The organism is Paenibacillus sp. AR247, from assembly GCF_002968895.1.
GTDB lineage: Bacteria > Bacillota > Bacilli > Paenibacillales > Paenibacillaceae > Paenibacillus_AQ > Paenibacillus_AQ favisporus.
Genome location: NZ_PCZT01000015.1, coordinates 34,579 through 46,351, shown reverse-complemented (window position 1 = coordinate 46,351; position 11,773 = coordinate 34,579). Strand labels below are relative to the sequence as shown.

Below are 11,773 nucleotides of genomic sequence, written 5' to 3'. Positions count from 1 at the left end.
GATATCAGCGTATTGGAACAATCACGCCCGGTCGCTTTTGATGAAGATGAAGCGTTGGCCTACTTGAAAGGGAACACCGTCCGCATCGTCGTGGATCTGCACGGCGGAGCCGGGCAAGCCACCGCCTGGGGCTGTGATTTGACTTATGATTACGTGCGGATCAATGCGGCTTACCGGACATAAGGCGAAGGCAGCTGCAGGGGAGAGTGAATGCATATGAAGACGCTGGAGAATGAGCAGGGCTCCCATATTGGGGCGGATGGCCAGCAGACGTTTGTCATGAAGTGCGGGGGAAGCACGCTGGCGGCACTGCCGGACTCCTTCTTTGAGGATCTGAAGCAGCTGCAGCAGCAGGGCGTGCAGCCGGTCATCGTCCATGGGGGCGGTCCGGCCATTTCGGACAATCTCGCCAAGCTGGGCATTGAAACGGAGTTCGTGAACGGCCTGCGCAAGACGACCGAGGACGTCCTCGACGTCGTGGAGATGGTGTTGGCCGGAACGATCAACAAGCAGATCGTGCGGCGGATCCAGAGCACGGGCGGCCGGGCTCTTGGCCTGTCGGGCGTCGACGGAGGACTGATCCAGGCCGAGCCGGTTGCCAACGCAGCCGAGGTTGGCCATGTCGGCGACGTTACTTACGTGGAATCGGCGATCGTTAAAGGCATTACGGCCATGGGCTACATGCCGGTCATCGCACCGGTCGGGGTGGACGCGGCCGGGCAGCGCTACAACATTAACGCCGATACCGCGGCGGGCGCCGTCGCTTCCCATCTGGGAGTCGACCGGATGATCGTGGTCACGGACGTGCCCGGCATCCTGAAAGCCGTGGACGGCGAGAAGCAGGTGCTGCCGTCGGTGACGGTGCAGCAAATCGAAGACATGATCGCCAGCGGCGACATTTACGGCGGCATGATTCCGAAAGTTCGGGCCGCGGTGAGCTGCATTCAAGGAGACGTGCAGGAAGTTGTCATCGTGAACGGCAGTGAGCCCCGGGTACTGAGCCGGGTGCTGCAGGGTGAAGTGTTGGGTACCCGCATCGTGCGGGATTAAGATAAAGGTACTTTGAATTTACATCGATAAACGTTTTTCTTAAGATCTAAGAATGTATATGCTCCAGAGGGTCATCTTCCGTAGATCGCAAGAAAAACTACTGCTAATCGTGGTCTGTCTACTTTGAATTTACATCGATAAACGTTTTCTTATACAGGGGCACAGGGAGGGACCTGCGGCTCCGGGAGAAGGAGTGATTAGGGATGAGTGCAAGCGAACAGGCAAGCTCATTGTTTCAGAACTATGCCAGATATCCGATCAGCCTGGTGAAAGGGCAGGGGAGCTGGCTGTGGGACGATAAAGGGAACAAATACCTCGACTTTATGTGCGGTCTGGCGGTGACCAATCTGGGCCATGCGCCGAAAAAAGTGACCGAGAAGCTGAAAGCTCAGCTGGATGAGCTGTGGCATGTATCGAACCTGTTCCACATTCCGAACCAGGAAAAAGCAGCCTCTATGCTGACGGCGAACAGCTGCGCGGATGCGGTGTTCTTCTGCAACAGCGGCGCCGAAGCGAACGAAGCGGCCATCAAGCTGGCCCGCCGCTACCACCAGAAAGTGAAAGGCACCGGACGCTTTGAAATCATCACCTTCCATCAGTCCTTCCACGGACGTACGCTGGCTACCCTGACGGCAACCGGCCAGGACAAGGTAAAAGACGGCTTCCTGCCGCTGCCTGCCGGCTTCAAGAGCGTACCGCTGCATGATCTGGACGCGCTGAAAGCGGCCATCGGCCCGGACACTGCCGCGATCATGATCGAGATGGTACTGGCGGAAGGCGGCGTGCTCGTCGTGCAGCCGGACTTCCTGAAGGCCGTGAAGGCGCTGTGCGAACAGAATGGGCTTCTGCTCATCTTCGACGAGGTGCAGACCGGCATGGGCCGTACAGGCAAGCTGTTTGCGTATGAGCATTACGGCATTGAGCCGGATATTTTCACACTCGCCAAAGGCATTGCCAGCGGGTTCCCGGCGGGAGCAATGCTCGGCAAAGGGTATCTGAAAGACGCGTTTACGCCGGGCAGCCACGGCTCTACCTTCGGCGGCACGCCGATCGCTACGGCGGCGATGATCGCCACGATCGAGACGATTCTTGAGGACCAGCTACCGCAACGCGCTGCGGACATGGGCGAGTATTTGATCCAGCAGCTGAACGAAAAGGTGGCTGTGCATCCTTTTGTCAATGAAGTGCGCGGCTTGGGGCTGCTCATCGGCATCGAGTGCAAGGAGCCGGTCAACGACCTCGTGCTGGAAGGGCAGAAACGCGGGCTGCTGTTCGTGACGGCCGGTCCGAACGTGATCCGCCTGCTTCCGAACCTGTATATTACCAAAGAAGAAATCGATCAGGCCGTCGGCATGATTGCCGAGCTGATCCATGATCATACCGCAGTAAACAAGGCGTAGCCGGGCAGCATTAGAGCATGCACTGATAAAGGAGGACGTAACGATGTTGAGCCAAACCGGGCTGCTGCAGGATATCGACCTGAAGGGAAGAGACCTGCTGGAGCTCGACGATTATACACCGGAAGAAATTCAGTACTTGATCGATCTGGCGATTGAACTCAAGCGCAAGCAGAAGAACGGCGAGGAATACCAGCCGCTGAAGGGCAAAACGATCGGACTTATTTTCGAAAAATCATCCACCCGTACCCGGGTATCGTTCGAAGTGGGGGCGTTCCAGCTCGGAGCCCACGCGCTCTTTTTAAGCAAAAACGACATCCAGCTCGGACGCGGAGAAATTATCAGCGATACGGCGCAGGTGCTGTCGCGTTACCTGGACGGCATCATGATCCGCACCTTCGGGCATCACAATGTAACGGATCTGGCGAAATACGCCTCCGTTCCCGTGATCAATGGCCTGAGCGATCTGGCGCATCCGTGCCAGGTGCTGGCGGATTACCAGACGATCTATGAGCACAAGGGCCAGCTGAAAGGCCTGAAGCTCGCCTACATCAGCGACGGCAACAACATGGCTCATTCCTTGATGATCGGCGGCGCCAAGCTGGGCGTGAACGTATCGATCGCAAGTCCGGAAGGGTATACCCCGGATCCGGCCGTATTGAAGGTGAGCCAAGAGATCGCCAAGGAAAGCGGCGCGCAGATCGTCGTTACGCACAGTCCGGAAGAAGCGGTGAAGGACGCGGACGTCATTTATACCGACGTATGGGCCAGCATGGGCTTTGAGGAAGAGCAGAAGGTCCGCGAGGCGGCGTTCAAAAACTATCAAGTCGACGAGAAGCTGGCCCAGCTGGCGAAGGCAGACTACCTGTTCATGCACTGCCTGCCGGCACACCGTGGGGAAGAAGTGAGCGAAGGGGTCATCGACGGCAAAAACTCGGTTATTTTCGACCAGGCCGAAAACCGTCTGCATGCACAAAAAGCGCTGATGGCCGCATTGATGGGTTAAGATTAGTCAGGAGAGGGAGTTAAGACATGGCAAAAGAAAAAATCGTACTGGCGTATTCCGGAGGTCTGGATACGTCGGTCATTCTGAAGTGGCTTAAGGAAACGTATGATGCCGAAATCATCGCATTTACGGCCGATATCGGACAGAAGGAAGAGCTGGACGGTTTGGAGGAAAAGGCACTGGCTACCGGCGCCTCGAAAGTATACATTGACGATCTGCGCGACGAGTTCGCGCAGGATTTCATCTTCCCGATGTTCCAATCGGGAGCGCTGTATGAGGGGCAGTACCTGCTCGGCACGAGCATTGCGCGCCCGCTGATCGCCAAGCGCATGGTGGATATCGCACGCGCGGAAGGCGCAACGGCAATCGCGCACGGCGCAACGGGCAAAGGGAATGACCAGGTGCGTTTCGAGCTGGCGGCTGCGGCCCTGGCTCCGGACATCAAAGTCATCGCTCCGTGGCGTCTTGAGGAATTCCGCAATGAGTTCCCGGGACGCGCGGAAATGATCGCTTTTGCCGAGAAGCACGGCATTCCGGTAACAGCCTCTGCGGCGAAGCCTTATTCGATGGACCGCAACCTGCTGCATATCAGCTATGAGAGCGGCGTACTCGAGGATCCTTGGTTCGATGCCAGCGCTCCGGAAAATAAAGACATGTACCTGCTCAGCGTGTCTCCTGAGGATGCGCCGGATGAGGCGGAATACGTGGAGCTCGATTTCGTGCAGGGCAACTGTGTCGCCATTAACGGTGAGAAGCTGAACCCGCTGGCCGTGATGGAGCGCCTCAACGAGCTCGGCGGCAAGCACGGCATCGGCCGCGTGGACATGGTGGAGAACCGCTTTGTCGGCATGAAGAGCCGCGGTGTGTATGAAACGCCAGGGGGCACGATCCTGTTCACCGCGCACCGCAAAATGGAGTCGATCACGATGGACCGTGAAGTGATGAACCTGCGCGACAGCCTGATCACCCGTTACAGCACGCTCGTGTACAACGGCTTCTGGTTCGCACCGGAACGTCTGGCACTGCAGGCGCTCGTAACCGAAAGTCAGAAGAACGTGACCGGTACGGTGCGCGTGAAGCTGTACAAGGGCAACATCATCGCCGCCGGCGTGAAGAGCCCGGTCAGTCTGTACAACCCGGACATCGCCACGATGGAAGCCGATCCGACCCAAGCGTACGATCAAGGGGATGCTACCGGCTTTATCCATTTGAACGCCCTGCGTCTTAAAGTCGGCACAGGCGTGGCACAGAACAAATAATTTTTCCATGATATAATCAACAGCACAAGCATGTCGTAGGGAGGCCGTTCCTTGTCGGTCACGGGAAGGAGCGGCCCTCTGCTGTCAAGCAAGAGGGGAGAGAACGATAGTGGGCAAACTGTGGGGAGGGCGCTTTACGAAGCAGACCAACCATCTGGTAGACGAATATACGGCTTCGATCGGTTTTGACCAGGCGCTCGCCGAGGAAGATATTCAAGGCAGCCTGGCTCATGTGACGATGCTGGGCAAATGCGGAATCGTTCCGCAGGAAGACGTGGAGACGATCAAGGCGGGGCTGCAAACCGTGTTGGATAAAATCCGCCGCGGCGAAATCGAGTTTTCGGTGGCGGACGAGGACATCCATATGAACGTGGAGAAAAATCTGATCGCCGAGATCGGCCCGGTTGGCGGCAAGCTGCATACGGGACGCAGCCGGAACGATCAGGTGGCGACCGATATGCACTTGTATTTGCGCAAGCGGGTCGTCGAGCTGGCCGGCATGCTGCATGAGCTGCAAAAGTCGCTCATCGGACAAGCAAGGGATAACCTGGATACGATCATCCCGGGGTATACGCATCTGCAGCGGGCACAGCCGATTCTGTTCGCCCATCATCTGATGGCGTACGTCTCCATGTTCCAGCGCGATATTGAGCGCCTTATGGACAGCTACAAGCGCATCAACGTCCTGCCGCTCGGCGCCGGCGCCCTGGCCGGGACGACGTTCCCGATCGACCGCCATTTCGTGGCGGAGCAGCTCCAGTTTGACCGGGTCTACGAGAACAGTCTGGATGCAGTCAGCGACCGCGATTTTATCGTGGAGTTCCTGTCCCACGCGTCCATCATTATGATGCATCTCTCCCGTCTGTCCGAAGAGCTGGTGCTGTGGAGCAGCACGGAGTTTAGATGGGCCTTCTGACGGTGCTCAAGTCGCTGCCTTTGGCGTACAACAAGGATATGCAGGAAGACAAGGAAGGCATGTTCGACACGGTGGCCACGCTGGAGGGAGCCCTGCAGCTGTTTGCGCCGATGATCGCCACGATGAAGGTGAACAAGAGCCGCATGCGCGAAGCGGTCAACCAGGACTTCTCGAACGCGACGGACATCGCCGACTTCCTCGTGGGCAAAGGGCTGCCGTTCCGCCAGGCGCATGAAGTCATCGGCAAAACGGTGCTGTACTGTATCCAGCAGGGCAAGTACCTGCTTGACCTGACGATGGAGGAGTTCCAGCAGTTCTCGCCGCTGTTCGACGACACGATTTATGAGGTGCTGCGGCCGGAAACCGTCGTGAACGCCCGCAATGTGTACGGGGGCACGGCGACGGATCAGGTGGCTGAGGCGATTAAACGCGGTGAGGTGCTGCTCAGCATGACAGAACAGTGGCTTACCGAGCACGTATAAACGATAGCCGTAACGGCGTGGTTATATGATTGAGCAGATCAGAAATAGTAGATAGAAAAGGCGCTTCCCTTGTGGAGGCGTCTTTTTTCGTGGGTCCCCCATATTTTTTATTTGTCGTATTTACAACGTAACAATGTTATGTTACATTATTTCTGCGAGGAGGATGTGCAATGAACGAAGAAGAGATTTCCAAAAAGGATCTGCTGGAGCTGACCGGAATTTCCTATGGACAGCTGTACCGCTGGAAGCGGAAAAACCTCATTCCCGAGGAATGGTTTATCCGCAAGTCTTCCTTCACGGGACAGGAGACCTTTTTTCCAAAGCAAAAAATACTGCAGCGCATAGACCGCATTCTAAATATGAAGGACGGTTTGTCCCTCGACGAGCTGGCCGATGTGTTTTCACCGAGCTCCGGCGAAGTATCGATCACTCCCGGCGAGCTTTTACAACGTAACATTGTTACCAATATGACGCTGGATCTGTTCGAACAGGAGCTGGGGAAGCAGGACGTGCTGACGTTCGCCGACATTCTCTCGGTCTATGTACTGGAGAAGCTGCTCAAGAGCGGAGAAATAACCCGGGATGAAGGCAAGATGCTGTTATCCCTCATGCGGGATCATTACGCTAAAGTGGCAAGCAGACCGTGCGAGCTGGCGCTCGTCCGCAAAATGGGCGTGCCGCTGCTGCTGCTAATCGAGACTACCGAGCATGTATATGTGGACCGGGATGCCAAGTGGGTGTTCCGCCTGCCTTTAAGGGGCTGTATCGAGGAATTGAAATTAAAAATCAACCAATCGGAGGTTTGAGGCGATGGAGCGGGAACAAAGACATGACATGTCGATGTCGGGCATCGGGACGGTGGCGTCCGGTGTGTATAAAACGGTTAGGATTGACGGGATCAGCAAGGTGAAGGGAGATATCGACTGCATTACGCTGGATTCCAACGGCACCCTGAACATTTCGGGTTCGGTGCTTGGGGAAACGGTCAAGATCAACGGGACGATGTCGATCGGCGGCAATTTATCGGCCGAACGTTTGATTCTGGACGGCATGGGATCGGTCAAAGAGATGACCCGCTGCAGCGAATCGGCTGCGATCAACGGCCAGGTCACCCTGGAAAAGGGACTCAACAGTGAGAAAGTGGAAGTGTCGGGCAGCCTGAGGTCGAGAGGGGACGTGCAGTGCGAGGTGCTTTCGGTTCACGGCGGCTTTAACGTGGATGGGCTGGTGAACGCCGGCGAGATCGACTTGAAGATGAGCCTGGCCAGCAAAGCTAAGGAAATTGGCGGGGATCATATTACCGTGCGCCGGTTGAAGAAAGCGCCTATTTTGCTGCAGTTGGCCCCGGTCTTCAACAACCGCCTGAAGGCCGATCTCATTGAAGGGGACTTCGTGGACCTGGAATATACCGAAGCGGATGTCGTCCGCGGCAGCGAAGTACGGATCGGTCCCGGCTGCAAAATCGGCAGAGTCGAATACAAGGTCGACTTCAAGCGGGACGGAGACGCTCAGGTCGGATCGGCGAAGCAGATCTGAATCAGCGTTGAAGCAGATGAAAATCTGCGTTGAAACTGACTAGGCAGCAATAGAGCAACGTTCCAATACGGGTGCATGAGACAACATTCAGGGAATGCCCGGATGACCGGGTATTCATAAGGGAGGAAAAGGTCATGACGGCAAATGGAAACCGCCAAGGGCTTGGCGATATCAAAATCACGGGCAGTGGAAGCTCGGGGGGCGGAACTTTTAACCAGGTCAAAATTATGGGTGACGCGGAAATCAGCAGTACGGCCGACTGCGGGCTGTTTAAATGCCTGGGTACGGCTCAGGTGAACGGCTCCCTGATCGCGGAAACCGCATCCGTCAACGGAACGCTGAACGTCCGGGAGAACCTTCAGGGCGGACTGTTGAAGTCTCAGGGCGGGGTAAGCGTGTCCGGGGATCTGCAGTTGAAAAGCATCAGCATTAACGGCGAGCTGGCCGTCGGCGGCAATGTGTCTTCGGATTTCGTCAAAATCAACGGCGGCCTTCGAGCGGCGTCCGGCCAGACGGAGGAGCTGCTCGTGCGGGGCGTGGTGGAAGTCCCGGGCATGCTGAACGGCGAGCTCGTCGAGATTAAAATGTATGGACCGAGCAGGATTGGAGAGCTCGTAGGTGCCAAAATCACCGTCAAGAAAGGGCTGGAGATTCCGCTGTTCGGGAAGATGACTTCCCATTACGACGGCGGGGATCTGAGCGCGGATAGCATTGAAGGCGACGTCGTTTATCTGGAGAACACCAAGGCTGCCGTCGTCCGGGGCAGAAGGGTGAACATCGGCAGCGGATGCGAGATCGGATTGGTGGAGTATACGGACGAATTCAAGCAGGACACGGCGGCAAGTGTAGGTCGGTTTGTCCGGCTGGGATAAGATATTTTACAAACAATATAAAGGGGTAGTGCGTGATATGGCAGAGAAAAAGAACAGGCTGGGTCTGATCGTTGCCGGTCTGCTGCTCGGCGTGCTGATCGCCGCGATGGACAACACGATCGTCTCGACCGCAATGGGGACGATCGTCGGCGAGCTTGGCGGTCTGGACCAATTCGTCTGGGTCACCTCCGCTTATATGGTGGCAGAGATGGCCGGCATGCCGATCTTCGGCAAATTGTCCGATATGTATGGAAGGAAAAGATTTTTCGTATTCGGGATTATCATGTTCCTGCTGGGTTCGGCCTTGTGCGGGACGGCACACAGCATTACCGAGCTGAGCATTTACCGGGCAATTCAGGGAATCGGCGGCGGGGCGCTGGTGCCGATTGCATTTACGATCGTGTTTGATATTTTCCCGGTGGAGTCCAGAGGCAAGATGGCGGGCATGTTTGGCGCCGTATTCGGGGTGTCGAGCTTGTTCGGACCGCTTCTCGGGGCGTATATCACCGATTATCTGGAGTGGCGCTGGATTTTCTATATTAACCTGCCTTTAGGTATTGCAGCCTTTCTGCTGGTGGTGCTGTTCTATCATGAGTCTCATGAGCATTCCAAGCAAAAGATCGACATTTGGGGAGCCGCTACGCTGGTGGGCTCCGTGGTCAGCCTGATGTTCGCGCTGGAGCTGGGCGGCAGCAAATATGCCTGGGATTCACCGGTCATTATTGGACTGTTCGCCGCATTTGCCGTGCTGATGATCGTCTTCCTGGCCGTGGAGGCCAAGGTGGCCGAACCGATCGTGTCCTACGACATGTTCCGCAAAAGACTGTTCGCCTTCAGCAGCGCAGCGGCCTTGTTCTATGGGGCGGCTTTCATTACCGCAGCTGTGTACATTCCGATTTTCGTGCAAGGGGTAATGGGTGGAAATGCAACTAACTCTGGGTTGATACTACTTCCGATGACACTGAGTTCCGTAGTTGCCTCGCAAGTAGGGGGCATGCTGTCTACCAAAATGTCATTCCGCAGCGTCATGATCCTGTCGGCAATCATTTTCGGCGGCGGCATGCTGCTGCTCGGCACGATTACGCCGGAGACAACGCGGACGATGCTGTCCATCTATATGCTGGTCGCCGGCTTCGGGATGGGATTTTCATTCTCCGTGCTCGGGATGTCGGCCATCCAGGGCGTGGATGCCAGACAGCGGGGCTCGGCCAACTCAACGATCTCCTTCCTGCGCTCGCTCGGAATGACCGTGGGGATTACGATCTTCGGCATCATCCAGCGAAATGACTTCCATGACCGGCTGAGCAGTACCCTGGGCGGAGCTTCCGGCCAGAATATGCCGGCCACGATGGATCCGCAGCAGATGCTTTCGCCGGAGCGCAGAGCGCTTATTCCGGCACCGGTCATGGAGAAGATCAGCAGCGCGCTGTCCGTCTCCGTGGACCATGCGTTCCTGTGGGCCGTGATACCGGCGGCGCTGGCGCTGGTTTCGCAGTAACAATGAGGGGTTTTAAAGGACTTGCATATTGAATACTGATCCATTCGCTGTCAATTACACGTATGATGTCCTGCATATACTTCCCGTTGAAAGCAATACGAAATGGCTCCCCTTGAAAGTTCTGCACGGGAGTAGTCTCTTGAACATCGCCAACTTCTGGCGTATTGGAGCTTAATTCCAAGGAATGGGGTGTTCCATTCAGCAGAACCGTTTGTCCGCCCGCAACCAAATTAACCCGCTCGATCGCGCTGAGAAGGGCTGCTGAGGAAACCCGAAGTTCTGTTACATATGTGGCGCTGATCATCGTACCCATTAGCGGGAAGGATCCGGTCATTAGGGGAATGTAAGCCGCGAGATCTTGATTCTGTATAACCATCCGGTGATTGCTGAAGGAGATCCGCAGCTTCTCTCCGGACAGCAGCTTGGAGACATGCTTTAAATATGCGGAAGGTATGATGACCTCAACTTCATTGCTCAGATTGCGTTCAAGATGGATTGTGCATGAAGCCAGGCGCACACCGTCTGTAGCCATCAGCTTCATTGAGCCATTTGTAATGTGAAACAGGGCGCCGGTTAATACTGGCCTGGCTTCATTGGATCTGGCGGATGCAAAAACGACCTGCTGAACCATTTTTTTAAATTGAGAGCTCGATAGCTCCACATCCAACAGGTGGATTCCGAGGTCTGGAACGGAACAGCTATCCTCTGGATCCATTCCGTAGAGTCGGAATAAAGTACTGCCCGAGCTAATCTTTAATAGGAAAGGCGGCTGTGTTTCCAGGGTCACGACTCCGGCAGGCAGCTTGCGAATCATGTCCGCAAATAGACGCGAAGGCACGGCAATGGACCCCGTTTGACAGTGTCCCTCATCGAGTGGAAGCTTTGCTTGAATGACCATTCCCGAGCTTGTTCCTGATGCAAGAGTCAGTCCATTCAGACTCGTATGTAAATGAATCATAGAGTTCTGCGGTTGTGCCGAGGATACCGAAACTGCGACGGCAACCTGTTGAACGGTTTGAGCCAGAAGATCACCTGGGATACGGACGAACACGGGCGTCACCTTTTTCTTTTAATTTTGGTCGGAAAAATAATGTTCGATCATTCCACGCAGAACTTCGGACCGAGTAAACTGATGGTCGTCACAATAGGCATCAAGGCGGCTCCATGTTGCCTCGGATAAAGTTAACGATACTTTGCGGGTCGTCCCGATCCCTTTTCTGCCTGCTCCTCGGCGTGCTCCCCCACGGGTAAACATGAAGCTCAACTGCCCTTCCTCATCGGGGATGCCGATTTTTACTTTGTTGCGCGGCTCCATGTTCATGCCTCCTTTTTGAATAAGGTAACCTTTTTCAAATATTTTCTAATATTAATCTATCACAGTTCGAAAGTGTTGGGCAAGAAGCACTCCTTTTAGCGCCAAGCGAATCAACCTACCCAAAACGGGGTATAAAAGGGTAAAAGAACCGAAAAGGAGTGAGCGTCATGAAAATCATTATTACGCAGGCGGAAGCGGTAGAGAAGGGAATCTGGGGCGAAGTCATGAAGATGTTCGGCGTCGAGGCCGAAGAGGAAGTGTGGCCAAGCGAGGAATACATTATGACGGAGGAGCAGGCGCGCCGGATCGGGATTATTCAGTAGAGCTCACATATGATTATAAAAAGGGTGTCTCCAACGGTTTCGTTAAACCGGCGGAGGCACCCTTTTGCTTCGTTTGGATTATAGCTGACAATCCATTGCTGCCCTTCATTTGTCCTCAG

Annotated in this window: 12 protein-coding genes and 1 pseudogene; 11 read left to right on the top strand and 2 right to left on the bottom strand. The window is 55.4% G+C overall.

The features are described 5' to 3' along the window. The 10 genes and pseudogenes from CPT76_RS40470 to CPT76_RS24795 all read left to right on the top strand — a co-directional run. The coding region (locus CPT76_RS40470; RefSeq protein ID WP_258168781.1) for a bifunctional ornithine acetyltransferase/N-acetylglutamate synthase at positions 1–183 on the top strand (183 nt) is incomplete at its 5' end. A gap of 33 nt (positions 184–216) precedes the next feature. Further along, positions 217–1,050, top strand: a complete 834-nt coding sequence (gene argB, locus CPT76_RS24835; protein WP_105444894.1) for an acetylglutamate kinase — start codon at positions 217–219, stop codon at positions 1,048–1,050. Positions 1,051–1,253: 203 nt separating this feature from the next. After that, positions 1,254–2,450, top strand: a complete 1,197-nt coding sequence (locus CPT76_RS24830; RefSeq protein WP_105444826.1) for an acetylornithine transaminase — start codon at positions 1,254–1,256, stop codon at positions 2,448–2,450. A 46-nt stretch (positions 2,451–2,496) separates the two neighbouring features. Then, positions 2,497–3,453 (top strand): ornithine carbamoyltransferase, encoded by a 957-nt coding sequence (argF, locus tag CPT76_RS24825; protein WP_105444893.1) that lies wholly within the window; start codon positions 2,497–2,499, stop codon positions 3,451–3,453. Between the two features lie 26 nt (positions 3,454–3,479). After that, a complete protein-coding gene (locus CPT76_RS24820; protein ID WP_076174549.1) occupies positions 3,480–4,712 on the top strand; it encodes an argininosuccinate synthase in 1,233 nt (410 codons plus the stop codon). Between the two features lie 109 nt (positions 4,713–4,821). After that, positions 4,822–6,110 (top strand): annotated as a pseudogene (argH, locus tag CPT76_RS24815) (argininosuccinate lyase). Positions 6,111–6,280: 170 nt separating this feature from the next. Beyond that, positions 6,281–6,916, top strand: coding sequence for a YhbD family protein (locus CPT76_RS24810; protein WP_089549763.1), 636 nt, complete (start codon positions 6,281–6,283; stop codon positions 6,914–6,916). Between the two features lie 4 nt (positions 6,917–6,920). Next, the gene (locus CPT76_RS24805; RefSeq protein WP_105444825.1) at positions 6,921–7,646 is read left to right on the top strand and encodes a bactofilin family protein; all 726 of its coding nucleotides are present in this window, start codon (positions 6,921–6,923) and stop codon (positions 7,644–7,646) included. A 134-nt stretch (positions 7,647–7,780) separates the two neighbouring features. Then, positions 7,781–8,518: a cytoplasmic protein gene (locus tag CPT76_RS24800; protein WP_105444824.1), complete on the top strand. Its 738-nt coding sequence runs from the start codon at positions 7,781–7,783 to the stop codon at positions 8,516–8,518. Between the two features lie 37 nt (positions 8,519–8,555). Beyond that, positions 8,556–10,016 carry an MDR family MFS transporter gene (locus CPT76_RS24795; RefSeq protein WP_105444823.1) on the top strand — a complete coding sequence of 487 codons (1,461 nt, stop codon included), beginning with the start codon at positions 8,556–8,558 and terminating at the stop codon, positions 10,014–10,016. Here CPT76_RS24795 and dnaN read toward each other — a convergent pair. Then, positions 9,934–11,067 (bottom strand): DNA polymerase III subunit beta, encoded by a 1,134-nt coding sequence (gene dnaN, locus CPT76_RS24790; protein WP_181153026.1) that lies wholly within the window; start codon positions 11,065–11,067, stop codon positions 9,934–9,936. The genes CPT76_RS24795 and dnaN overlap by 83 nt on opposite strands. Positions 11,068–11,085: 18 nt before the next feature. Then, a complete protein-coding gene (locus tag CPT76_RS24785; protein ID WP_105444821.1) occupies positions 11,086–11,331 on the bottom strand; it encodes a hypothetical protein in 246 nt (81 codons plus the stop codon). A gap of 167 nt (positions 11,332–11,498) precedes the next feature. Here CPT76_RS24785 and CPT76_RS37760 point away from each other — a divergent pair, with 167 nt between their 5' ends. Further along, positions 11,499–11,654 (top strand): hypothetical protein, encoded by a 156-nt coding sequence (locus CPT76_RS37760; RefSeq protein ID WP_181153024.1) that lies wholly within the window; start codon positions 11,499–11,501, stop codon positions 11,652–11,654. The last annotated feature ends 119 nt before the right edge of the window (positions 11,655–11,773 follow it).

What these genes read in the sequence shown, in the direction of transcription:
- argB (WP_105444894.1), top strand. Translation starts at nt 217, where the DNA reads ATGAAGACGCTGGAGAATGAGCAGGGCTCCCATATTGGGGCGGATGGC.
- CPT76_RS24830 (WP_105444826.1), top strand. Translation starts at nt 1,254, where the DNA reads ATGAGTGCAAGCGAACAGGCAAGCTCATTGTTTCAGAACTATGCCAGA.
- CPT76_RS24820 (WP_076174549.1), top strand. Translation starts at nt 3,480, where the DNA reads ATGGCAAAAGAAAAAATCGTACTGGCGTATTCCGGAGGTCTGGATACG.
- CPT76_RS24810 (WP_089549763.1), top strand. Translation starts at nt 6,281, where the DNA reads ATGAACGAAGAAGAGATTTCCAAAAAGGATCTGCTGGAGCTGACCGGA.
- CPT76_RS24805 (WP_105444825.1), top strand. Translation starts at nt 6,921, where the DNA reads ATGGAGCGGGAACAAAGACATGACATGTCGATGTCGGGCATCGGGACG.
- CPT76_RS24800 (WP_105444824.1), top strand. Translation starts at nt 7,781, where the DNA reads ATGACGGCAAATGGAAACCGCCAAGGGCTTGGCGATATCAAAATCACG.
- CPT76_RS24795 (WP_105444823.1), top strand. Translation starts at nt 8,556, where the DNA reads ATGGCAGAGAAAAAGAACAGGCTGGGTCTGATCGTTGCCGGTCTGCTG.
- CPT76_RS24785 (WP_105444821.1), bottom strand. Translation starts at nt 11,331, where the DNA reads ATGGAGCCGCGCAACAAAGTAAAAATCGGCATCCCCGATGAGGAAGGG.
- CPT76_RS37760 (WP_181153024.1), top strand. Translation starts at nt 11,499, where the DNA reads ATGAAAATCATTATTACGCAGGCGGAAGCGGTAGAGAAGGGAATCTGG.